Annotated in this window: 27 protein-coding genes, 1 tRNA gene and 1 other annotated feature; of the genes, 3 read left to right on the top strand and 25 right to left on the bottom strand. The window is 41.9% G+C overall.

What is annotated here, in order from left to right; translation table 11 throughout:
* Positions 1–9 precede the first annotated feature (9 nt).
* A complete protein-coding gene (locus KTE19_RS04250; protein WP_054746656.1) occupies positions 10–372 on the bottom strand; it encodes an Asp23/Gls24 family envelope stress response protein in 363 nt (120 codons plus the stop codon).
* 222 nt (positions 373–594) lie between these two features.
* Between KTE19_RS04250 and rpmB the strand changes: the two genes are divergently transcribed.
* Complete coding sequence (gene rpmB / locus KTE19_RS04245; RefSeq protein ID WP_008856832.1) at positions 595–780, top strand: 50S ribosomal protein L28; 186 nt, start codon at positions 595–597, stop codon at positions 778–780.
* Positions 781–934: 154 nt separating this feature from the next.
* Here rpmB and KTE19_RS04240 read toward each other — a convergent pair whose 3' ends face one another.
* The 11 genes from KTE19_RS04240 to gmk all read right to left on the bottom strand — a co-directional run bounded on the left by KTE19_RS04240 (position 935) and on the right by gmk (position 13,076).
* Positions 935–1,597, bottom strand: coding sequence for a thiamine diphosphokinase (locus KTE19_RS04240; RefSeq protein ID WP_217162921.1), 663 nt, complete (start codon positions 1,595–1,597; stop codon positions 935–937).
* Positions 1,598–2,251, bottom strand: coding sequence for a ribulose-phosphate 3-epimerase (gene rpe / locus KTE19_RS04235; protein WP_217341688.1), 654 nt, complete (start codon positions 2,249–2,251; stop codon positions 1,598–1,600).
* A gap of 11 nt (positions 2,252–2,262) precedes the next feature.
* A complete protein-coding gene (gene rsgA, locus KTE19_RS04230) occupies positions 2,263–3,153 on the bottom strand; it encodes a ribosome small subunit-dependent GTPase A (protein WP_217162917.1) in 891 nt (296 codons plus the stop codon).
* Between the two features lie 71 nt (positions 3,154–3,224).
* Complete coding sequence (gene pknB, locus KTE19_RS04225; protein WP_217162915.1) at positions 3,225–5,288, bottom strand: Stk1 family PASTA domain-containing Ser/Thr kinase; 2,064 nt, start codon at positions 5,286–5,288, stop codon at positions 3,225–3,227.
* Entirely contained in the window at positions 5,281–6,030 is a 750-nt protein-coding gene (locus tag KTE19_RS04220; RefSeq protein WP_217162913.1) for a Stp1/IreP family PP2C-type Ser/Thr phosphatase, read from the bottom strand. The genes pknB and KTE19_RS04220 overlap by 8 nt, the downstream gene beginning before the upstream one ends.
* 14 nt (positions 6,031–6,044) lie before the next feature.
* Positions 6,045–7,382, bottom strand: coding sequence for a 16S rRNA (cytosine(967)-C(5))-methyltransferase RsmB (rsmB, locus tag KTE19_RS04215; protein WP_217162911.1), 1,338 nt, complete (start codon positions 7,380–7,382; stop codon positions 6,045–6,047).
* Positions 7,383–8,327: a methionyl-tRNA formyltransferase gene (fmt, locus tag KTE19_RS04210; protein WP_217162909.1), complete on the bottom strand. Its 945-nt coding sequence runs from the start codon at positions 8,325–8,327 to the stop codon at positions 7,383–7,385.
* Positions 8,328–8,345: 18 nt separating this feature from the next.
* A complete protein-coding gene (gene priA / locus KTE19_RS04205) occupies positions 8,346–10,745 on the bottom strand; it encodes a primosomal protein N' (RefSeq protein WP_217162907.1) in 2,400 nt (799 codons plus the stop codon).
* Between the two features lie 30 nt (positions 10,746–10,775).
* Positions 10,776–11,990 carry a bifunctional phosphopantothenoylcysteine decarboxylase/phosphopantothenate--cysteine ligase CoaBC gene (gene coaBC / locus KTE19_RS04200; protein WP_249778578.1) on the bottom strand — a complete coding sequence of 405 codons (1,215 nt, stop codon included), beginning with the start codon at positions 11,988–11,990 and terminating at the stop codon, positions 10,776–10,778.
* Between the two features lie 256 nt (positions 11,991–12,246).
* Positions 12,247–12,459, bottom strand: coding sequence for a DNA-directed RNA polymerase subunit omega (gene rpoZ, locus KTE19_RS04195; RefSeq protein WP_008856842.1), 213 nt, complete (start codon positions 12,457–12,459; stop codon positions 12,247–12,249).
* 2 nt (positions 12,460–12,461) lie between these two features.
* Positions 12,462–13,076 (bottom strand): guanylate kinase, encoded by a 615-nt coding sequence (gene gmk, locus KTE19_RS04190; protein WP_217162905.1) that lies wholly within the window; start codon positions 13,074–13,076, stop codon positions 12,462–12,464.
* Between the two features lie 173 nt (positions 13,077–13,249).
* Between gmk and KTE19_RS04185 the strand changes: the two genes are divergently transcribed.
* On the top strand, positions 13,250–13,555 hold the full coding sequence (locus KTE19_RS04185) for a hypothetical protein (protein ID WP_217162904.1): 306 nt from the start codon (positions 13,250–13,252) through the stop codon (positions 13,553–13,555).
* A gap of 81 nt (positions 13,556–13,636) precedes the next feature.
* Here the strand turns inward: KTE19_RS04185 and recN are convergent, their stop codons facing one another.
* The 13 genes from recN to rplU all read right to left on the bottom strand — a co-directional run bounded on the left by recN (position 13,637) and on the right by rplU (position 22,709).
* Positions 13,637–15,334: a DNA repair protein RecN gene (gene recN / locus KTE19_RS04180; RefSeq protein WP_217162903.1), complete on the bottom strand. Its 1,698-nt coding sequence runs from the start codon at positions 15,332–15,334 to the stop codon at positions 13,637–13,639.
* A 22-nt stretch (positions 15,335–15,356) separates the two neighbouring features.
* The gene (argR, locus tag KTE19_RS04175; RefSeq protein WP_056982683.1) at positions 15,357–15,815 is read right to left on the bottom strand and encodes an arginine repressor; all 459 of its coding nucleotides are present in this window, start codon (positions 15,813–15,815) and stop codon (positions 15,357–15,359) included.
* A 38-nt stretch (positions 15,816–15,853) separates the two neighbouring features.
* Positions 15,854–16,666, bottom strand: a complete 813-nt coding sequence (locus KTE19_RS04170; RefSeq protein WP_217341687.1) for a TlyA family RNA methyltransferase — start codon at positions 16,664–16,666, stop codon at positions 15,854–15,856.
* On the bottom strand, positions 16,666–17,559 hold the full coding sequence (locus KTE19_RS04165) for a polyprenyl synthetase family protein (RefSeq protein ID WP_217162900.1): 894 nt from the start codon (positions 17,557–17,559) through the stop codon (positions 16,666–16,668). Before KTE19_RS04165 ends, KTE19_RS04170 begins: the two co-directional genes overlap by 1 nt.
* Positions 17,543–17,818, bottom strand: a complete 276-nt coding sequence (locus tag KTE19_RS04160) for an exodeoxyribonuclease VII small subunit (RefSeq protein WP_217162898.1) — start codon at positions 17,816–17,818, stop codon at positions 17,543–17,545. Before KTE19_RS04160 ends, KTE19_RS04165 begins: the two co-directional genes overlap by 17 nt.
* Positions 17,811–19,178 (bottom strand): exodeoxyribonuclease VII large subunit, encoded by a 1,368-nt coding sequence (gene xseA, locus KTE19_RS04155; RefSeq protein ID WP_217341686.1) that lies wholly within the window; start codon positions 19,176–19,178, stop codon positions 17,811–17,813. The genes KTE19_RS04160 and xseA overlap by 8 nt, the downstream gene beginning before the upstream one ends.
* Positions 19,168–20,034 carry a bifunctional 5,10-methylenetetrahydrofolate dehydrogenase/5,10-methenyltetrahydrofolate cyclohydrolase gene (locus tag KTE19_RS04150; RefSeq protein ID WP_217162894.1) on the bottom strand — a complete coding sequence of 289 codons (867 nt, stop codon included), beginning with the start codon at positions 20,032–20,034 and terminating at the stop codon, positions 19,168–19,170. Before KTE19_RS04150 ends, xseA begins: the two co-directional genes overlap by 11 nt.
* A 73-nt stretch (positions 20,035–20,107) precedes the next feature.
* Positions 20,108–20,521 carry a transcription antitermination factor NusB gene (gene nusB / locus KTE19_RS04145; protein WP_217162892.1) on the bottom strand — a complete coding sequence of 138 codons (414 nt, stop codon included), beginning with the start codon at positions 20,519–20,521 and terminating at the stop codon, positions 20,108–20,110.
* On the bottom strand, positions 20,521–20,961 hold the full coding sequence (locus KTE19_RS04140; protein ID WP_217341685.1) for an Asp23/Gls24 family envelope stress response protein: 441 nt from the start codon (positions 20,959–20,961) through the stop codon (positions 20,521–20,523). Before KTE19_RS04140 ends, nusB begins: the two co-directional genes overlap by 1 nt.
* A 38-nt stretch (positions 20,962–20,999) precedes the next feature.
* Positions 21,000–21,560 carry an elongation factor P gene (efp, locus tag KTE19_RS04135; protein WP_217341684.1) on the bottom strand — a complete coding sequence of 187 codons (561 nt, stop codon included), beginning with the start codon at positions 21,558–21,560 and terminating at the stop codon, positions 21,000–21,002.
* Positions 21,561–21,720: 160 nt separating this feature from the next.
* The gene (rpmA, locus tag KTE19_RS04130) at positions 21,721–22,014 is read right to left on the bottom strand and encodes a 50S ribosomal protein L27 (RefSeq protein WP_008856855.1); all 294 of its coding nucleotides are present in this window, start codon (positions 22,012–22,014) and stop codon (positions 21,721–21,723) included.
* A 26-nt stretch (positions 22,015–22,040) separates the two neighbouring features.
* Positions 22,041–22,376 (bottom strand): ribosomal-processing cysteine protease Prp, encoded by a 336-nt coding sequence (locus tag KTE19_RS04125; RefSeq protein ID WP_217162886.1) that lies wholly within the window; start codon positions 22,374–22,376, stop codon positions 22,041–22,043.
* A gap of 24 nt (positions 22,377–22,400) precedes the next feature.
* Positions 22,401–22,709: a 50S ribosomal protein L21 gene (rplU, locus tag KTE19_RS04120; RefSeq protein WP_054746668.1), complete on the bottom strand. Its 309-nt coding sequence runs from the start codon at positions 22,707–22,709 to the stop codon at positions 22,401–22,403.
* Between the two features lie 18 nt (positions 22,710–22,727).
* Positions 22,728–22,804, bottom strand: a sequence feature (ribosomal protein L21 leader region).
* Positions 22,805–23,385: 581 nt separating this feature from the next.
* On the opposite strand from rplU, the gene KTE19_RS04115 reads away from it, so the two are divergent.
* Positions 23,386–23,459 (top strand) — tRNA-Arg (locus KTE19_RS04115).
* Position 23,460: the final 1 nt, after the last annotated feature.

The following is a 23,460-nucleotide window of genomic DNA, read 5'->3' as shown; positions in this document are numbered from 1 at the left end:
AGTAATCAATTAGTCGTTTAGTACCTGAACGCCCTGGACAATTACATTGACCGAATTTGCAGTTACTCCAAGCATGCTCTGCAGATTGTACTTAACTTTTGATTGAACATTTTTAGAAATTTCAGAAATTTTGTTGCCATACGCCACAATAATATAGACGTTAATGATGATATCATTATCGTGCTGCTTAACTTCAACGCCTTTGAAATAATTTTCGCGGTTCAAAATAACATTCACGTTGTCTCGCAGTTGATTACGGCTGGCCATTCCAACAACGCCATAATTATCGGTTGCGGCGCCACCCACAACATTAGCAATGACATCATTATCAATGTCAACTGTTCCGAACTTAGTTTTAATTTTGACGGCCATAAACTGCAGCCTCCTTGATTTTAATCTATTACCTATAACGATAGTTAATATTACCACAATCAGGCCAAAAACCAAAGTAAACTTAACTAGCTTGAGTGTCCCTGTCAAGTATAATTACTTGAAAGAAAAGTATTGCAATGTCGGGGTAGATATGATAAATTGTTCTAGTGTAATGAATCAGAAAGAAACACTAAAATTGCAAAGAAGGGAGATTTGTTACCCATGGCTAAAGATTTTATTAATGGCAAGCGTACTCATTTTGGCAACAAGCGCTCACACGCTTTGAACTCAAGTCGTCGTAGCTGGAAGCCAAACTTGCAAAAAGTTCGGATCTTAGTTGACGGAAAGCCAAAGAAAGTATGGATTTCTGCTCGAACTCTTAAATCAGGTAAAGTAACACGAGTATAATACTCAACGGATCGATTAGTAGTCGGTCTTTTTTTGTGGCGTGAGATAAGCCGATGGAACAAGCAATTAACTAGAGGGTCTCCAAATTGAAATTCAGAACCTGAATTTCAGTTTGGAGACCCTTTAAATATTCGGTCATATAGGTAATTGGATTTTAGCTAAATCGATCAATATCTTTACTCTGAATCACACACATGACGCCACTGCCAAATTTAAACCGAGCCTTGTCACCAACAAACTCATTGCTGGCCAGTGAAATTGGCCGTTTGACTTGATAGTCATCTAATTGATATTTTTCGTCAAATAATGTCAAGTGATCCATTGGGGTTAAGGCCACGAACGCCAAATACTTCTTATCAGGTTCTTTCGTGATGGTATACTCCCCAGGCAGAAAAAAGGTAATCGTATTTTGTTTGTCGATCATTCTAATTTTTGGTGCATATTTTTTGAACCGGGGTTCCAAGACCATCCACAGATTGGCCAAAAAATGGTCTAATCTTCCGCCGGTGGCACCGTATATATCCAGACGGTCGGCGTGATGCTCCTCAATGGCGACTTTTAGGCCCAATTGCGTATCCGTATCGTCCTTTTCAGGAATCGATTGGCGAATATCGCTGACATGAGCCTTCATTAATTGATATTCTTCCGGTTGAAGTGAATCAAAGTCACCAATCGCAACTAACGGATCAATGCCCATTTTGATGAGATGGAGGTTTCCCCGATCGATGCCAATCCAGTTTCCTTTTATCTCACCGTTTTTCACTTGTTGTGGCCACAAATCAATTGGTCCGCCAACCAGTAAGTTTAATAATTTCATTTATTTTGTGGCGTCCTTTAAAGCTTGAATTCTTGAAACCGGGTCATCGTTATCAAAAACATATGAACCCGCAACAGCAACGGTCGCACCTGCTTGATAAGCACCGACAACGGTTGAGTCGTTTACCCCACCATCGATTTCAATGTCGAAGTTCAGGCTTTGTTGCTTTTTGATTTCGTTTAATTCAGCAATTTTCTTAACCGTTTCTGGTAAGAACTTTTGACCACCAAAGCCTGGGTTAACAGTCATGACAAGCACTTGATCGACCATATAAAGAACAGGGGTAATGGCGGCAACTGGCGTTCCTGGGTTGATGACAACCTCTGCTTTAACCCCTTTATTCTTAATCATCTGGAGTGCCCGATGAATATGGAGAGTGGCTTCAGTGTGAACACCAATAATATCAGCCCCTGCATCGGCAAAGTCTTCGACGTAACGTTCTGGAGATTCAACCATCATATGAACATCCAACGTCATATCAGTAATGGGACGAATGGCTTTTACCCAGCCAGGGCCATATGACAATGCTGGCACAAAGGCCCCATCCATAATATCAATATGTAAGAGCTCTGCGCCACCCTTATCCACCATTTCGATGTCTCGTTGAAGATTCACATAATCCGCGCTCAAAATTGAAGGTGCTACTTTAATCATTATTAACTTCCTCACTTTTTATAAATTGGTTTACGATTCTTGATATCCGTATATAACTGAAGGTAATTTGTATATCGTGATTCCATGATTGTCCTGGCACTCACTTGACGTTTCACTTCACAATCCGGTTCATTAACGTGAACACATCCCCGAAATCGGCATTTCACTGCGGCTCGTTTAAATTCAGGGAAATAGTTGGCTAATTCACGGTAATCAATTTCTAGTGTATCATATGAAGAAAAACCAGGTGTGTCAGCAATTAAGCCATCATTAACTTGAAGTAACGCAACTTTTCGAGTTGTGTGTTTTCCACGATTAAGGGCAGCTGAAATTTCTCCGGTCTTTAACTGGAGGTCCGGTGCCAGATGATTGAGCAGTGTTGATTTTCCGGCACCAGTTTGCCCCATAATGACATTTTCTTTACCAGCAAATAGCTGTCGCAGCTGATCTAATGATGATGGATCAAATGCCTGCTCCGGAAAGATGACTTTATAGGGAACGGCCCGATACCCCTTAGCAATCGTTTCTAGATGAGCCCGCTGTTGGTCAGTTAACAAATCCGTCTTAGTAAAATAAATAATTGGCGTAATGCCGCTAATTTCTAACGCAATCAATTGACGATCCAACAGATTGCTTGAAAATTCGGGTTGGACAGCGGCGGTTGCGACAATTGCCTGATCAATATTTGCGATTGGCGGCCGGACCAAAGAGTTCTTCCTTGGTAACATACTCAAAATGTAACCCTTATCGCCATCTTCAATTTGAAATTCGACGTCGTCGCCAACTAACGGCGTAATCTTACGTTTTCGGAAATTCCCCCGTGCACGTGTCCGGTATACCTTCCCCTCAGAGTGGACATCGTAAAATCCACTCAGGGATTGAAAAATCTTTCCCTTTGTCAATTCATCACCTCGATAAAAAAATTACTTCACCTATCATTATAGGAGAAGTAACTTTAATTTGCAGTAATTAATTATTGAGAATCTTGGGTAACGTTGTTATCACGCAGAATTGTTTTGCCATCACGAACAACTTTGTAACGGCCAACCTCATTCTTCGTCAATTTAAAAGGTAAGTTCACCGGGGTATCTTTGGTGATCACCATCTGTTTGTAAATCGTTGAAAAGTCATGATCGTGATCCTTTAGATAGATAAACACAACATTTTCGCTACTACCACTCGTTGTTTGGGTATCGTCCGAACTACCAGACGGGGTATCCGCACTTGGGCTGCCAGTTAATGGCTGAGAACTGCTCTCAGCGTCACTATTGGCATCAAAGTATGGAATCGTGATCCGCACGTTAAAGCTCTTCAAAGTATCCTGTTTGCTGCTCTTCGATCCTCTGGATAACCAAACAGCAACGTTTCCACCTTGCTGAATCACTTCATCGGCTCCAGGAGACTGGCGGACAACGCGTCCCTTAGGCTGATCATCAGAATAGACATAGTCAAAGGTTGGATTAATTTCTTCCTTGTTGGCATAACTCACAACCTGAGCCTTGGTCATCCCAGTCAGGTCTTTAAGGGTAATTTGCTTAACCCCGGTTGAAACCACAAACGTTAAAGTGTGCTTAGCCGGATTCAGCTTAGCCCCCGACCTGAAGTCTTGTTGTAAAATTCGACCGGATTTGAATGTTCCAGATGGTGCATTACGCTTGCGAATTTTAAACCCTTCCCGTTCGAGGCGGTCTTTGACTGAGTTATAGTTCTGGCCCACGTAATTACCAACGCGGACTTTCCGGGGACCAGAACTTACCACGAGAGAAACTTTGGTGTTTTTCTTAATCTTCGTATTCTCCTTGGGATTAGAAGAAATTACCCGATTGCGGTCGACGGTATCACTACTGTGGTACTTAACTTTACCTACTTGAAGATCGGCATTCTGAAGCTTTTGGGATGCCTCTTCCTCGGTTGTACCCGTGATGACCGGGACAGTTGTTCGACCGTTGGCAGTCACAATCATGACAAAAGCAACCAGGAGCACCAGTAGTCCTAAAATAGTGGCGATAATCAGCCGATGGCGCTTTTTCTTTTTAGGCGTCGATTTTTTGGGCGGCTGGTCTTTTGAAGCTTGTTTAGCTGGTTCGCTTCGTTGACTAGCCTGATCATTAGCTGAGGCAGGCTGATCTTGGAGCGGTGGAAACGGCATGACCCGGGTTGCTTCGTTCAAATCAGATTTTTTCTCGGGCACAACAAATCGTGGTTCATTGGCTCTGGAACGATCAAGTGACGTATTCAAGTCGTCAGCTAGCTGATCGACGGTTGCATAACGGTCGTTTGGGTCTTTTGCAGTCGCTCGTAAGACAACGTTTTCCATCGCCTGGGGGATTCTTGGATCAAAGTCACGAACGGATGGAATTGCTTCTTGAGAATGCTTAATTGCAATTGACACGGCCGTATCCCCTGTAAACGGTACTTTTCCCGTCAACAGTTCATACAAAATGATTCCCAGTGAATAGATATCTGACTGTTCGGTTGCAACCTGACCCTTAATCTGCTCTGGTGATAAGTAATGAATGGAACCAATAATTGAACGGGTTTGAGTCATTGTGTCTTCGGTGCCGGCCCGAGAAATCCCGAAATCGGTAATTTTAATATAGCCATTTTTATCAACTAAAATATTTTGCGGCTTGAGGTCACGATGAATGATGTGGTGGCGATGGGCTTCGCTAACAGCGGAACAAATCTGTTCCATAATGTTGACCACTTCAGCATATGGGATTGGAAAATGGTCACCAATGTACTTCTTAAGATCTTCACCATCGATGTACTCCATGACTAAATATTGCATTCCTTCAACTTCATCAACATCATAGATGCCAACAATGTGGGGATTATCCAGTTGGGTTGCCGCCATTGCTTCGTGCTGGAACCGTTTCTTGGCTTGTGGGTTATCCCGAAAGTCCAATCGCAAGAGTTTAACGGCGACCTCCCGTTTTAAAATGAGATCCTTGGCCAGGTAAACGTCGGCCATACCACCTTCACCAAGCCGGCCAATAATTTCATAACGGCCATTTAACACGTACCCTTTATTCATCGGTTTCCACCTCCGAATCGTACTGAGCAATCAAAACGGTAATGTTATCTAAACCTCCGTTTTGATTTGCAATGGATACTAACAGGTCACATTTATCCTGTAAGCTTTCATCCATCGCTAGAACTTTTTCAATATCGATATCATCGACCATATTAGTGAGCCCATCCGTACAGAGGAGAATCTGATCATTTGGGGATGCGGTATGCGGTTTAAAATCAGCAACAGAATCATCGTTGATACCAAGGCTTTTTGTAATGATATTTTTATAAGGATTGTTTTTGGCTTGATCGGGGGTCAAATCACCATGTTTAACTAACTCATTCACATATGAATGATCTTCGGTAATCTGGGTTAATTGACCATCTGAATAGACATAGCCCCGACTGTCGCCAATATTGGCAATCAAACCTTGTTTACCGTCGATAAGAGCGGCAACAATTGTTGTTCCCATCCCATGGAGCCGGCTATTCGTATTTGATTCTTCAATAATTGTCGTATTTTCTTCAGTTAATTTATTCTCAAACCAGGTTTCCAACTCGTCCAGACTATCGATGTCAGTTTGTTGAAAGCTCTCACCAAAATGAGTCACGACCATCTGGGAAGCTACTTCGCCAGCGTTGTTACCACCGATGCCATCAGTGATGATGGCGAGGACTAATCCCTTCTTGTTTGAAAATGCGCCGACGGCATCTTCGTTCTTGTCACGAACTTTACCTGTCGACGATTGATACGCAATTTGCATGTAAATCAACTCCGTTACGATTTCCTTACTAAAGAACTAACAAAGAAGCCATCAGAACCATAGTCATCGGGATAGATTTTAAGCATTTGATCGTCATGATTATGATCAAGATCCAAAGCAGTTTGCGTCTTGACTACCTCAAAATTTGGATGAGCTGCAATGAATTGATCAATGACATCTTGATTTTCTTGGTCAACAATTGTACAAGTGCTATACGTAATCATACCACCAGCTTTAACCTTTGGGGCAACGGCATTTAGAATTTGCAGCTGGATGGTACTGAGTCGGTCAATGTCTTCAGGCGTCTTATCATAACGAATTTCTGGTTTTCGCCGTAATAATCCAAGCCCCGAACAAGGTGCATCAACTAAGATCTGGTCGAATAGGCCATCGTTAAACTTTTGATCAACTTTTCGGGCATCCAATTCAAAGGTCTCAATTTGTTTTTCAACTCCCAGCCGGGTCGCATTACGTAACACCGTCTTTAGTTTATTCTTGTGGATATCGAGGGCGAAGACTTTCCCACCGTCCAATCGACTGGCAATTTGGGTCGTTTTCCCACCCGGAGCACTGCAGGCATCCAAAATAGTATCATCAGCGGCAATCTTCATCGATTCCACCGGCAACATGGCGCTTTCATCCTGAATGGTCAATAAACCATCTTTGAAAAATGAACTGTGAACAATCTGGCCACTTTTAACGATGATTCCTTCACTGGCAACCTCACTATCTTCAACATCATAGCCGTCGGCATTGAGTTCGGTCATCAAATCAGCCTTTGTCGTCTTGGTTGAATTGAAGCGAACCGATTGTTTGGGAGCCATGTTCAGTGATTGCAAAATTGCCTTGGCTTTTGGCTTTCCAAGTTGATCTTGTAACATTGTGACTAACCAGGTTGGCACACTGTAGGCAATCGATAAGCGCTCAGTTACATCTTTGATGGCATCAACTTCAGGAGTCCCCTTACGATCCATTTGATGTAGGATTCCAGTCACGAACCGCCTTGTCCCATCGTGGCCCATCGATTTGGCAATCTTGATGGTTTCATCAAAAATGGCCCGTTTGGGAACGCGGTCTAGATATTCAAGTTGATACATTGCCGTGTACAATAATTCTTTGACCCAATTCTCTGTATTTTGAGGCTCGCGAATGAATGGGCTAAGCTTGTATTGGAGCGTGAGCCGATGTTGGATGACCCCATAGACGATATTGGTAAACAATGCTTTGTCTTCCGGCTTCATTGAAGTTGACTGAATCACCGCATTAATTTGTAAGTTGGAATATGACCCCGTACTGGTTCTCACTAAGGTTTCAACTGCAAGTTGACGCGGATTGTTCGTTTTGTATTTCATTTATTTAATCACCTGTTGACCAACTTTTAACGATTGGCCGCTTCCATTTAAATAGTCTGTAATTGCTTGTTTGGGTTTACCGGCAGGCTGAACTTCCAATAAGGAAAGAACACTGCCATTGCCAGCTGCTAAGTATAAATCATGTTTATCCTTTTTGACAACCGTTCCAGGAACTGCGGTCGTTGAATCGTCGACGACAGCGGTTTGCCAAATCTTGACCCGTTTGCCATTTAACATTGCATAGGCTCCCGGATCTGGTCGTAGAGCTCGAACTTTGGCGTCCACTAAAAAGGCAGACTGATTAAAATCGAGTTCTTCTTCCTCTGGCTTAATGTTAGGCGAAAAAACAACCTTGTCAGCATCTTGAGGCGTCGCTTGGATATCTCCGGAGATAATTTTTGGTAAGGTTTGTAAGAGCACGTCTCGGCCAACGATGCTTAGCTTGTGAAACATAGATTCGGTATCGTCATCATCTTCTATCGGGATGGCTTTTTGTGCCAAGATATCGCCAGCATCCATTTTTTTGACCATGTAAATTAAACTGATGCCGGTTTCTTTATCACCATTCATGATCGCGTATTGTACCGGTGCACCACCGCGATACTTGGGTAATAACGAACCATGAACGTTGACAGCGGCAATTTTGACGGCATTTAACATCTTAGTTGGTAAGAATTGGCCATATGCGGCGGTGACGATGAAATCAGGATGCAGATCGATGACCCGCTGCATTTCTGCGCTGCCGCTTAATTTAGCTGGTTGAAAAACGGGGATCTTGAGACTCACAGCCAGCTTTTTGACGGGCGTTTGTTGAATCTTATGTTTTCTTCCAACCGGCCGATCCGGCTGAGTGACTGCTGCTACAACATCATAATCGTTGTCAACGAGCCCCTGCAGAACTGGAACAGCAAATTCTGGGGTCCCCATAAATACTATGGTTGTCAAATTAATCGTTTCCTTTCATTACATAAAATCGAGTGGTTCATTATCAATTGCAATCTGTAACCCATGACGTTGCTTTTTCTGTGAATCAACTAAAATTTGATCCAAAGTCTTTTTTAAATTGGGTTCTTTTCGATACTTAATGATGATTTGATAATAATATTGATTGTTAATCCGAGTAATGGCCTTAGGCGTTGGTCCGAGGATAATCGCCTGCTTAGATAAATTATCCTTCAAAAAGGTCAGAATGCCAAACATTTCTGAAGCCGTTTGATTTTCACTGGGTGAATTACCCGTCAATTTAATGGTGTAATAGTACGGTGGGTATTTGCCGTCATGGCGAACGTGCATTTCAGTCGCATAAAATCGTTCATAATCCTGAGTTTTAGCCAATTGAATGGCGTAATGATCCGGATTAAACGTCTGAATAATGACCCCTCCAACTTTATCAGCACGCCCCGATCGACCGGAAACCTGGGTGAGAAGTTGGAAGGTCCGTTCACTGGAACGAAAATCTGGAAACTGAAGCGCAGAATCGGCATTCAGTACGCCTACCAAAGTGACTTCGGGGAAATCCAGCCCCTTTGCAATCATCTGAGTGCCAAGCAAAATATCAGCCTTGTGAGCCCCAAACTTGCCAATAATGGCTTCGTGCGACCCCTTTCGCCTGGTGGTATCGACATCCATACGTAGCACCCGGGCAGTTGGAAACTGATTTCTCACCTGTTCTTCTAATTGTTGGCTGCCAACCCCATGAAACCGAATTCGTTTACTGTGACATTGTGGGCAAACGGATGGAATCGGTTCCTTATGGCCACAATAATGGCAATTTAGAGTATGAGTGTCTTTGTGAACCGTCAATGAAATATCGCAATTAGGGCACTTGGGAACATAACCGCAATCTCGACACATTAAAAACGACGAGTATCCACGCCGATTTAACAACAGAATGATTTGTTCATGCTTTTCAAGCCGGTCAGAAATTGCGTTGGCAAGTTGGTTCGATAGGATGCTTTGATGTTGTGCCATTTCGGTTTTCATATCGACAATCGAAACATGGGGCAAAGCATGGTGGTTAATTCGTTCAGGGAGAGTCAAAAATCGATAGACCCCCTTCATTGCCCGCGCCCGTGACTCTAATGATGGTGTGGCGCTTCCCAGCACGACTGGGCAATGGTTGTAAGCAGCCCGCCACTTGGCAACGTCACGCGTCTGATAGCGGGGATTATCAGCCTGCTTGTAACTACTGTCGTGTTCTTCATCGATAATGATCAAACCAATATTGTCTAAGGGCGCAAAAACTGCTGACCGCACGCCGACAACCACTTTGGCTTGACCGGAATTGATCCGCTGCCATTCATCGTAGCGCTCACCATTTGATAGCGCGCTATGGAGCATGGCAACCTGATCACCAAATCGGCTACGAATTCGCCCAACAATTTGTGGCGTTAAAGTGATTTCGGGCACTAACATCAATGCTGTTCGCCCGGTTTCAAGGGCATGGGCAATCGATTGGAGATATACTTCGGTTTTGCCGGAGCCAGTTACCCCTTCCAACAAGAAGACGTCATTTTTTTGATCACTCACATCAATATTAATTTGGTCGACAGCTTTTTGCTGATCAGCATTTAAATGGAGAGGGTTCGTGTGGGCAACTGGTCTTAAAAACGGATTTCGAACGTGACGCTTCAGCGTGGCCTTTACCCAGCCTTTTTGTTCACCCGTTTTAAGGGCTGAAGTTGTCACTCCAGCAGCTGTTAGCTTACTTTGTAAAAAAGTTTCACCTGGGTGTTGCCTTAAGATCTCGAGTAATTTAATTTGGCCATTCGCATTTTTTCGAACACCCGCCAGCTCACCAGAGATTTGGTCTGGCTCCAGCATTGCTTGGTAAGCTTTCACCATAATTGGTCGCGCATGCTTGGTCAAGTTATATTCCACCCGAATTTTTCCCTGATGTTCTAGTTCGAGCACTTTTGTGACAGATTGGTTATTCAAATTTTGACGATTATAATCGATTTCATGCTGACCATGGAATATTTCTGGATAAGCCGCTACAACTGAATTCTCGGTTGCAATTAACCGTTTCTGATTCTTCGTTCGCATGCCGCCGGGCAACATGGTTTGCAAACAGCTGATTTTGAACGAATAGGTTTTGTCAGCCATCCAAGTTGCCAGTTGAAGAAGCTCTTTGTTAATCACGGGTGCCAAGTCAATCAGCGAATCAATTGGTTTTAATTTACCGTCAAATGCCGCTTTGTCTGTGATAGCCACCACAAAGCCAGTGATTCTTCGGTTGCCAAAAGAAACCGCCACTCGCATTCCAGGAACAACCTGGTCAGTCAGGTAGTCAGGAATCAGATAGCTGTATGGATTATTGGTTTGGCGAGTTGGGATATCAACGATGACCTGTGCAATCTGCAAGGTTAGGCCGCTCCTTTCATGATGTCGAGTTTATTCATTAAACGAGAATTTTTTTGCAAGAATCGTAATCAGTTCATTTGCGACGGCATGCTTGCTTTCAAGGGCAGTCTTAGTTTTTTCACCGTTTGCAAATAAAAAAGTGACCTGATTATTTTCGGAATTGAAGCCAATTTGGTGATTGGAAACATCGTTGGCGACAATCAAATCCAACTTTTTAGCCGCAATCTTTTTAGCTGCGTTTGCCAGCAAGTCATTTGTCTCCGCGGCAAATCCGACAATGACCTGATTAGGTTCTTTGGATGCAGCAACTGTCTTCAAAATATCAGGATTGCGGACTAACTGAAGGGTCATGGTTTCATTATTAGCCGTTTTCTTAATCTTTTGGTTTGCCACTGTTTTAGGTCGATAATCGGCCACCGCGGCAGCCATAATTAAAATATCGGCACTTACAAAATTCTGTTGGACTGAAGTCAACAATTCAGCGGCTGTCTGGACACAAACCAGTTTGACATTCGTTGGCGTCGGCAGCGCCGCATTTGCAGAAATTAAAGTCACGTCGGCACCAGCAACTTGAGCTGCTTCGGCGATCGCATACCCCATTTTCCCTGAAGAACGGTTTGTTAAATACCGAACTGGATCCAATGGTTCTTGGGTCCCACCGGCAGTCACAACAATATGCCTGCCGGCTAATAGTTGACTCGGAGAATCATATGTATGATCGACCCATTCAAAAATTTCAGCTGGTTCTGGCATCCGGCCACGGCCAGAATAACCTTCAGCTAAAAAGCCTTCTGCTGGCTGCATGATGTGAATTCCATGGTCCATTAGAGTCTGTAAGTTAAATTGGGTGGCAAAGTTAGTCAACATATGAGTATTCATTGTCGGTACAACAAAAATTGGCCTGGTCATTGCTAATAACGTTGCCGTAAGGACATTATCAGCAATTCCATTAGCCATCTTGGAAATGGTGTTTGCCGTTGCAGGCGCAATAATAGCAAGATCAGCGTCATCCGCAAGTTGAACGTGTGGAATTGTTTTAGGATCATCACCGCTAAAATCACTGGTCATAACGGCATTTTTGCTCAAAGTTTCAAAAGCGAATGGCGTCACAAATTGTTGAGCGGCCTCACTCATCACAACATGAACATCATTGCCGCTTTTAACAAGCAGTCGAGTTAGGGTTAAGGATTTATATGCCGCAATACTGCCAGTCACAAATAACACAACGTTTTTATTTTTTAACAATCGATTCACCGCCATTTCATTATTCAATCTTTATTGTACCAAACATTTTCTTGGTAATTAAAATAATCTCTTTCGATCCAAGAACTCTATGCCAATAACAAAGCGCAATGTCAGAGGATGGCTTTTTCTTAAAGTCTGCTGATCTTAATTATTTAACGAAGAAGGACAACCATTCCAAGATCCTGAAATGATTGTCCTTCTTCGCTAAATTCTGGAATTAAGTCGCCTTATCCCAGTTTCGCCTACTTAAACTTAATTAGTTAAAATCTTTTTCTTTTGGATCAATTTTTAGCACACCGGCAGCAATTTCTTCTAATGCCTTACCATCGGACTTTTGTGATTTATAGCTATCTAATAATGGTTTGGCGCCTGCGTCCAATTCATGGGCACGCTTGCTGGCAAGCATAATCAAAGAATAACGTGAATCAATTTGATCCAACAACTTATCAACTGATGGGTAAAGTAACATAATTAATCTTCTCCTAACATTGATTCATAATCGGGCATCACCCGAGCAACTTTTAATCGTTCACTTCTGATAATTGATTTAATTCGATCAACGGCATAAGGAACTTTGTCGTTCAAAACCGCATAATCATAGTTTCGCATCATGCTGATTTCACCAACGGCTTTTTTAATTCGACGGTTGATCACGTCCATTTCGTCAGTCCCTCTACCAATTAAACGGTGCTTTAATTCCATAAGGTCTGGTGGGGTTAAGAACACAAATACTGCATCAGGACAATTGGCCCGAATCTGCATGGCACCGTTCACTTCAATCTCCAAAAAGACATCTTTACCGGAATTCAACGTTTCATTAACATATTTTAATGGCGTTCCGTAGTAATTGTCAACGTATTTTGCGTATTCAAGCATCTCACCATCTTGAATGTTCTTCTCAAACTGTTCTTTCGAAACAAAATAATAGTCGACACCATTCTTTTCACCAGGGCGGGGCTCCCTGGTCGTCATCGACGTTGAGTATTCAAAATCAACATCTGGTTCTTCAAACAGCGCTTTTCTGACTGTTCCCTTACCAACTCCTGATGGACCTGACAAAACAATCAACATTCCTCTTTTAGCCATTGAAAAAATCCCTTCAATTATTTATAGTACCGATAATTATCGCCCTTTTTCCTTGATTTGACAAGTATTATTACCGGTTAATCTAATTCTACTCCATATTTTAAATTTGGTCTTGCAATTTCGAACAGTTGTTCGTATAATGAAACTACAAACAAACGTTCGGGGTGAACAAAATGCAAAACAAACAATCCTATTTATCGGAAATCACTAAATCTGTTAAAAACAATTACAATCGTTTCTTTGATCTCGTAACAGATAATACCCAGGTCAAACAAATGCCAACCTTTCAATTAGACGTCTACATTGATAAAGCTTTAAGTCAAAAGTTCCCAATTATCGTCCAATTTAACGATCATACGCCCGATTCAGCTGGCTATCTTTCAAAGATTAGTGACCGTCGCCTTTTAATCACATCGGCTGACAATCATTTTACGCGAATTTTCTCGATCAATGAAATCCAAGCAATCAAAAAGTTTTAGATGAACAACTCAAGCACATAAACACTAGGAGCGGCCAATTAAATGTGGTCGCTCCTTTTTCAATCTCCAAAACAACAAAGTTTAATCCTGACTAATTTTAACCTTTTCCTCGTCTGCCAAATTCAGGAGTTCCTGAGCATGTTCCTTAGTTAATTTGGTAACAGCCGTTCCAGCCAACATCCGGGAAATTTCCTTCACACTCTGTTTGGCAGTCAGTTCGGTAATCGTCGTAGTGGTTCGGTTGTCGGTTACTTTTTTTTCAATAAAATAGTGATGATCACTCATTGCGGCAACTTGTGGGAGATGTGTAATACATAACACCTGGGACTTGGTTGAAATCGTATAAATTTTATTACCAATTGCCTGAGCGACCCGACCAGAGACACCTGTATCTACTTCATCAAAAATGATCGAGGTGACCCCGGCAGCCCTTGCAAACATCGTTTTTAATGCCAACATAATACGAGACAGTTCCCCACCAGAAGCTGATTTAACCAAGGGTAACATTTTTTCTCCCGGATTGGTTTGAATATAAAATTCAACCCGGTCAGCACCCAGCCGGTTAAGTGCGGTATTTTGCTTGATGTTTACTTCAAAAACAGCCTTATCCATGTATAAATCCGCTAATTGATGATGAACCGCATTTTCCAATTCCTTAGCAGACTTGCGCCGGATGTCACTGATTTTTTTGGCATCTTTGATCAAGGATGCTTTGATCGTGGTTAATTGCTCGTCAAGATCTTGATCTTCACTGACCGTTCCAGACATATCCGCTAATTCTTTTTGAATTTTTTTCAGGTATTTCAGAATTTGATCGACAGAATCACCGTACTTATGTTTCAACTGGTAAATCGTATTTAACCGCTGTTCAACTTGATCAAGTCGATCCTGATCAAACTCTAAGCTGCTTAACTGATCGGAAATTTGACTGGCAACATCTTGAAGTGTAAAAAACGCCCCGGATAAATTGTCAGAAATTTGCTTGTAGTCTGGATCTAGGTCTTCAATTTCTTGCATTGAACTCATTGCTGATCCAATTGAATCCAAAGGTCCCGAATCGTCACCGTTGATTCCTTCATAGCTGCTCAATAAGGAATCATGAATTTTTTGAAAATTGTTAAGATGATCGCGTTCAGCCGTTAGCTCGGTATCTTCATTTTCATGTAAGTCAGCGGCCTCAATCTCTTTAATTTGGAATTTAAGCATGTCTACCCGTTGGGCCCACTGTTTTTCATTTTGATGTTTTTTCTCGTTGAGTGCTCGAAGTTTGATGAATTTGTCATACTTTTCTTGATAAGAACTTAAAACTGATTGCAATTCGTCTTCCGCAAAATCGTCTAGTAATTGAATATGCCGTTCCGGCTTCATTAATTCCTGGTGTTCGTTTTGTCCTTGAATGTCGACAATGGTTTCGCCAATTCGTTTCAACGATGCAATATTGACCATAATCCCATTCACCCGACAACTATTGCGCCCGTTTGCAAAAATTTCGCGTTCAATAATCACGTTACCATCGCTGTGATCAATCCCAAGGTCATCTAAAACAGCATATGTAGGATTGTCATTATGGAGGATGAAGTTACCCTGAATGACCGACTTTTTCGCGCCGGTTCGAATCAAATCGTGGGAACCACGGCCACCAACCAGTAGCCCGACCGCATCAATAATAATCGATTTGCCGGCACCGGTTTCGCCAGTTAACACCGTCATGCCTGCTTGAAATTCAATGTCTAAATATTCAATGATCGCAAAATCAGTAATTGATAGTTCAAGTAACATAAATTAACCCTTTCAATGATTGTTATTCAGTACTGAGCATATTGTTAATTTGATTACGGAAACTGAGCGTATCCGCTTCTGTCTTGCAAATAATAAGAACAGTATTATCATCACCAATTGTTCCAAAAATCTCGCTGTAGTTCATTTGGTACATCAGGCTGGAAATAATTGGTCCACTACCGGGTAAGACCTTTAAAAAGACAAACTTGTCCTGGGAATCGACTGAAACAAATGAATCTCGGATTGTTTGAACTAATTTTTTCTCAGTATCAATATTCTTTTGAGTTGGCAGGCTGTATCGATATCCGCCAGTCACTGAGGGAACCTTTACCAACTGCATATCTTTAATGTCCCGGGACACTGTTGCTTGGGTCACTTTGACGCCCTGCTTTTCCAGCAAGGTGACAAAATCTTCCTGCCGCTGAATATTATTGCTTGTTAATAACTGTTTAATTAATCTTTGACGTTCTTTTTTGCGCATACCTTCACCCCCGGAAAATCTGTTAAAGGGATGGATTTTTATCCCTTTAATTCAGAATAAGCGTTTTCAATCACTTTTTCAATTGAAACATTATCCGCCATGATGGGATTTTCGACAGATCTTAGTGCGACTAAAAATTCAATATTACCAGCGCCACCCTTAATTGGTGAAAAGTCCAAATGTTCGACCGAGTAGCCTGTGGCAACTGCAAAGTTAAGGATCTTTTTCAGGACCATTTTATGGACAGTTGGGTCACGGACAATTCCATGCTTGCCAACATTACTTTTACCAGCCTCAAACTGAGGCTTAATAAGCGCAACGACTTGACCGTCTGGTACCAGAATCGTTTTTAAGACGGGGAGAATTAACTCTAGTGAAATGAAAGAAACGTCGATTGAAGCAAACTGGGGCTGGCCATGGGTAAAATCGGCCGGTTTACTGTAACGAAAGTTTGTGTGCTCCATTACAACAACCCGAGGGTCCTCCCGCAGCTTCCAAACCAATTGATTACTACCAACGTCCAATGCATAGCTGAGTTTAGCCCCGTTTTGGAGCATCACATCGGTAAATCCACCAGTTGAAGACCCAATATCCAGAACGGTCAAACCCTTGACATCAATGTTGAAAACATCCAAGGCTTTCGCCAGCTTCAAACCACCCCGACTCACATAAGGCATTGGTTTACCCTTTAAATGTAACTCAGTACCAACTGGAATTTTTGTTCCCGGTTTATCCAACCGTTCTTCATTGTCACCAAGAATTTCACCGGCCATGACCGCCCGTTTGGCTTTTTCTCGGGTATCAAATAACCCTTGTGTTACCAATAAAACATCCACTCGTTGTTTTTCCATTACTGTTCGTCCTTAAGTACAAAATAGTTACAAAATTCAGCCAAAAGAGTCGTATCGACCCCTAATTTTTTACTGGCAATGGTCAGTGATTGGCGGGCATCTTTGACCGTTTGGTTAAGCGCCGCCTTTGCGCCAGCCAGCCCCAAAAGATTAGGATAAGTATTTTTGCTGGCATCCTGATGAACTGGTTTGCCAATTTGCTGTTCTGTGCCCACGACATCCAAAATATCATCGTAAATTTGGAAGGCGGCCCCGTATGATTCAGCGAACGCCAAAAGATCAAAACGATCGTCAGGGGAAATGCCGCCAATAATTAGCCCAGCGTTGATCGCGTATCGAATCAATGCGCCCGTTTTATGCCTATCTAATTTTTGAAGTCCCGCCAGTGATAGTCTGGTCCCTTCAAAATGAATATCGTCAGCTTGACCAGAAGCCATTCCTTCAGGACCAGCCGCCTTGGCAAGTTCAAGCGTCAACTCAGAATGAACTTCTGCAGGCAACTGATTGTCAACCAACCATTGAAAAGCCAGTGCTTGTAAGCCATCGCCAGCAAGTGTGGCCATCCCTGCTCCGTAGACAACGTGATTGGTTGCTTTGCCTCGGCGTAGATCATCATTGTCCATTGCAGGCAGGTCATCATGAATTAATGAGTAGGAATGCATTAATTCCAATGCACAAACGGATTTTAAAACGTCATGTGTGATCGGCTTGTCGAAAATGGATAACACTGCCAGCGTAAAAAGCGGTCGTAACCGTTTGCCACCGGCGTTAACCGAATAGCCCATTGCTTCTGCGAGGGTTTCTTCATCGGTATCAGCTGGAATTTGAGTTTCAAGAAAATGATTAATTTTTGGAAGCCACTCAGATTGAAATATGTTAAGCTTGGTTGCCATTACTATCACCTTTTTGATTATCACTGTCATCTGGACTTTCGAAGGAGACTTCATTACCATCTTTATCCATCATTTTAGCCATGGTGTGTTCAGCCTTGCTTAAAGTGTCCTGGAGTTGTTCGCTTAATTTAATGCCAGTTTTAAACTTTTCCATCGAATCTTCAAGGGAAACATTGCCCTGTTCCAACTGATTGACAATGGTTTCCAACTGATCCATTTTTTGTTCAAATGTTTGATTCTGTTCTGGTTTATCAGCCATCTTGATTGTCTTCCTTTTTGGTTATTTTCGATACAGTTGCTTCAACAATACCATCACTAAAGTGGACCTTAATTGCTTTTGTGTTAAGTTGGGCAACTTGACTAATGAATTGATCTTTTTCATCGGTTGTAAATGTATAGCCTCGACTTAAAATTTTAAGTGGGCTTAAATGGTCTAGTGACGCTACCAGCATCTGATACTGTTGCTGGTTGTTTTTAATCGTTTGAATTGCGGATTGCTTTAATCGTTGCTGAAGTGCACTCAGTTTTTGCTGTTGTTCCTTAATTGTGTACGTTGGCGCCACAAGCCGTAATCTCATATTCAGATCGGCAAATTTTTCTTTCCGTTTACTCGTAATCCTATCTGATTGATTATACAAATGTTGAACCAGCAAATCCAGTCGCTGTGAGAAACTTTCGTAAATTCTCTGAGGAGTGGTGAAAACGGTTGACTTTTGCAATCGTTTCAATCGTAATTTCTCTTGCTGGATAATCTGATAAGTGGCGTTAATGATTCGATTCTGGGTTGTCTTTAAATCCACTAGAACCTGATCCAAACGAGGGACGGCTAGTTCCGCTGCAGCAGTTGGCGTTGCAGCCCTAACGTCTGCAACTAAATCCGCAATTGTGGTATCGGTTTCATGTCCGACAGAGGAAATAACCGGGATCCGACTCCCAACGATTGCGCGGGCAACATTTTCTTCGTTAAATGGCCAGAGGTCTTCGATTGAACCGCCGCCACGGCCAACAATCAACGTATCAAAATTGCCGAGACCGTTCACTCGATGAATTTGGTTGACGATATCCTCACTGGCTTCATTTCCTTGAACCAATGCTGGAAACAAAACGATTTGAGCAATTGGATAACGCCTGCGAACGGTTGTGATAATATCTCGGATCACTGCACCACTGGGAGAAGTCACGACTGCAATTTGCTTGGGAAACTTTGTTAACGGCTTTTTGGGTAAATCGAATAATCCTTCATCAGCAAGCTTCTTTTTTAGTTGCTCATAAGCTTGGTAGAGTTGGCCAACCCCGTCAGGTTCCATGCGGTCAACGTAAATTTGATAACTACCGGTTGGCTCATATAATGAAATGTGACCAACCACCAATACCTTCATCCCTTCTTCAGGCGTGAATTTGATTCTATTGAAAGCTGACTTAAACATAATGGCGCTAATCTTGGCACGATCATCTTTCAAACTAAAATATTGATGGGCATTTGGCCGCAACCGAAAATTAGAGATTTCACCCGTTAGATAGACTTTTGATAAGTATGGATCAACGTCAAATTTTCTTTTAATATATTTAGTTAAGGCACTAACGGTCAAATAATCGCTAGTGACAGAATCATTTACCACTTTGACTACTCCATTCTGCTAAATCAACACTTTGTTGCATGAGGGTTGCAATGGTCATTGGGCCCACACCGCCTGGAACTGGGGTAATATAACTCACCTTATCAAAGAGATCGTCATAATCAGTATCTCCAACCAAATGACCTGCTTCGTTAATGTTTTGACCAACGTCGATAACCACTGCCCCTTCCTTAACCGCATCTTTCGTTAAGGTATGTAAATGACCCGTAGCTGAGACGATGATGTCTGCGTTCTTTGTGTATTCAGTAATGTCCCTGGTAAACCTGTGAAGAATCGACACACTGGCACCGGCATTTAACATTAAGGCTGCCATTGGCTTGCCAACAATGGCACTTCGTCCGATCATGACTGCATTTTTCCCTTTTAATGAAATGTGATATTCATCAAACATCGTCATGATGCCCTTAGGCGTGCAAGAAACTGGAAATTCGGTTGTATCATTCAAATATAACTTCCCAACATTGATTGGATGAAAGCCATCGACATCCTTTTCAGGTAAAATGGCGCGGGTGATATCTTTTTCATTAATCTGGTCAGGAAGTGGATCTTGAACTAAAATACCGTGAACTGCGGGGTCTGCATTGTAATTTGCAATCAATTTTAACAAGTCTGCTTCTGAAGTATCCGCCGGTAATTGTTTGACGGTTGAATTAATTCCCAATCGTTTAGCTGTTCGGTTCTTATTACGAACATAACGTTCACTTGCCGGATCATTTCCAACAATGACGACGACAAGCCCTGTGGTAACCCCAAACTGCGATTGTAATTCTTCTACCCGTTTGCTGGTACGTTGGTTCAGTTTCTTTGCAAGTGCCTTACCGTCAATAATCGTTGCCATCGAAAAATCTCTTCCTCTCTTAATAACATCCAGTGTCGTATGTACAAAAAAATAGACTTACAGTTGCGTAAATCTATTTTACCAGTTCTTCTAATGCATGTGACAAAATCCCGTTAACAAATTTACGAGAACGGTCATCACTGTATTTTTTTGCGAGTTCGATTGCTTCGTTAATAGAAACCTTTGCGGGTAAATCATCAACATACATCATTTCATATAAAGCAATTTCAATAATAATCAAGTCCGTTTTGGCAATCCGATTGAGTGACCAACCAGATATCAAATATTTTTCAATCATTTGATCGATTTCAGACTTGTGCTCTAAAACGCCTGCGATGAGCTGATGAAGATAGCTTGGGTACTCATCACCATATTGACCATCAGTCAGGACTTGATAAAAATCTTTCCAATCGGTTTGTTCATTTGTATTAAGCGCGAATAATGTTTGAAATGCAAGCTCGCGAATATGATGTCGTGTTAGTTCCACTAATTCTCACCGTCTTCTTCATCGTCAGCAGCAAAAGGATCGTTCGGGTCAACAGTGCTGGTGGTCTTTTCAGGAACAACACCTTGAACGTGTACGTTGACTTCATGAACCTTTAATTCGGTCATAAAATACAATTGTTGTTCAACTTGGCTTTGAATTTGTAAGGCAACCTTAGGGACAGAAACCCCATAATTCAAATAAATGTAAATGTCGACTGCGAGTTCCTCGTTAGTGTAAGTTAACTTAACACCTTTACTATGCTCTTTGCGACGGCCAAGTAACTCGTTAACGCTATTGGACAGAGAACCTTGCATCCGATTAACGCCATCTACTTGAGTTGTTGCAACCCCGGCAATAATTTCAAGGACGTTAGGGGCAATTTCAATTTTTCCCAACTCTGGATCGTTGGTATGAAGGGCAATATTCGTATCTTCAGCCATATTAAAGCCTCCGTTTTCAATCAAATCAGTTAACCTGATTATGCTCTGGAAATATAAGTACCATCAGTGGTGTTGATGACCAATTTGTCACCTTGATTAACGAAGAAAGGTACTTGTAGCGTCAAACCAGTTGTCATTGTTGCAGGCTTTGAACCACCAGATGCAGTATCACCTTTGATTCCAGGTTCAGTAGAAGCAACTTCGAGGGTAACCGTGTTCGGTAATTCAACTCCTAATGTCTCGTTGCCATACTGGATAACGTTAACTTCCATATTTTCCTGAAGATAGTTCAATTCTGCCTTGATTTGTTCAGCTGGAATTGAAATCTGATCATACGTATCCATATCCATGAATACATGTTGGTCACCATCTGCATAAAGATACTGCATGTTACGGGTATCAATTTGAGCTTGTTCCATTTTTGAACCAGAACGGAATGTTTTTTCCTGAACAGCACCTGTTCGTAAGTTCTTAAGCTTTGAACGAACAAAGGCGCCACCTTTACCAGGCTTAACGTGTTGGAAACTTAAAATTCTCCAAATTGCACCATCAACTTCGATGGTCAAACCATTCTTAAAATCAGCAGTCGAAATTGCCATTTTTGTTCCTCCTAAATGTAAAGTAACAATCTTAATTATATAATACTTCGTCCCTAAATATCCAATTATAATGAATTAATCCCGAAAATTCGATTAAAAAAGCTGGGAAGCAAAACCACCGTTTTGTCCCAGCTCCTCATTCATTCAAGATTTAAAAGTACTACTTAGCAGCTTCAGCAACTGGATAAACTGAAACCTGACGCTTGTCACGGCCTTTTCTTTCAAAGCGTACGACACCGTCAACTAAAGCAAACAAAGTATCGTCATTACCACGACTAACGTTGTTACCAGGATAAATATGAGTACCGCGTTGACGATAAATGATTGATCCACTGTGAACTGATGAGCCATCAGCAGCCTTCGTACCTAAACGACGACCAGCTGAGTTACGACCGTTGGCAGTTGATCCACCACCTTTATGGTGAGAGAAGAATTGTAAGTTCATTGCTAGCATAAGGTTACACCTCCGAATAAGTTTATTTAATTTGCTGTGTTTAATTTAATATATTGACTATAACTTGAAGCTATGTCAGTCATGCCACCTTGAAAGGTATCAAGAATTGCATCTGCTTGAATACGTTTCTTTGAATCGGCGGTGACGGGAATATGAACCGACAGATAACCGCCATTTTTATCATCACTATCAACATCAACATCCATGCCAGCAACCTCTTGAAGGCCGTTAACCGTTGTGATGCTCAACACTGAAACAGCAGAGCAAACAATGTCTTGCCCATATTCGCCGGCATCAGCATGACCAGTGATCGTAAAACTACTCACGTGATGATGGTAATGGTTAATTGTTGCCTTGATCATCTGTCAGTCACCTCAAATATAAAATTAAGCGTTGATTGAATCAACAACAACCTTGGTATATGGTTGACGATGACCCTTCTTTGAACGTGAGCCCTTCTTTGGCTTGTAACGGAAGATTGTAATCTTCTTTTGACGGCCCTGTTTTTCAACAGTTGCAGTAACGGATGCGCCATCAACTAATGGAGCACCAACCTTAACTGAATCGCCACCGACCATTACAACTTGGTCAAAAGTAACCTTGTCGCCTTCGTTTGCGTCTAATTTTTCAACGTAAATTGCGTCGCCTTTGGAAACCTTATATTGCTTACCGCCTGTAGTAATAACTGCGTACATATTGTGCACCTCCTTATATTTTATGCTTAGACTCGCCGATACAAAGCGCCCTTTGCAGGAACTTTATGGCTCGAATCGAGCGGTTGTAGCTGTGGAAGCCACAATTACAACGTTACTAGTATACATAATCGCTGGTGCTTCGTCAACCTTAGATATTATAACCTTTAAACAAAGAAAAATTGGGCAAAAATTTGCCCAACCTCTTTGGGGAAATCCAACTGATTGATGGATTAAATCTGTAGCAAAAAGCCAAATGTGGATGATGTCAACAAACAAGTCAGTTATCTAAACCCACGATATTCCACTTGTTTATTCACACTCCATAATTAAACATGCCTTTTGCCTCACGCTATTTTCTTGACGCTAAATGTTTGCCGTTCCCCCGTATGGATGTTGAAGAGTCAGCAAAATATTGAAAAATTCCACTCGCAATGAAAATCAGCACAATAAATATGACAAATCCCACAACTTCCACCTCCTAATAGTGATAGCAATCCTTTGCTACAAATCCATTATTAGGCTATTAGGCTATTGGCATCAAATCATTAGCGCATAACACATCTTAATTTAATAAAAATTCAAGATTCTTAAGAAAATCGTAATTATTATCCAAAACATTTATCTATTAGACATTGACTCCCCCTTCAATATCTCATATAATTGTTAGTGTTGATTTGTCGCAATAGCTCAGCTGGATAGAGCAACGGTCTTCTAAACCGTAGGTCGAGAGTTCGAATCTCTCTTGCGACAT

It is taken from the genome of Lentilactobacillus dabitei, assembly GCF_019061365.1.
GTDB classification, from domain to species: Bacteria; Bacillota; Bacilli; order Lactobacillales; family Lactobacillaceae; genus Lentilactobacillus; species Lentilactobacillus dabitei.
The sequence above is the reverse complement of the archived record's forward strand: the minus strand, read 5'-3'. Positions and strand labels throughout refer to the sequence as shown.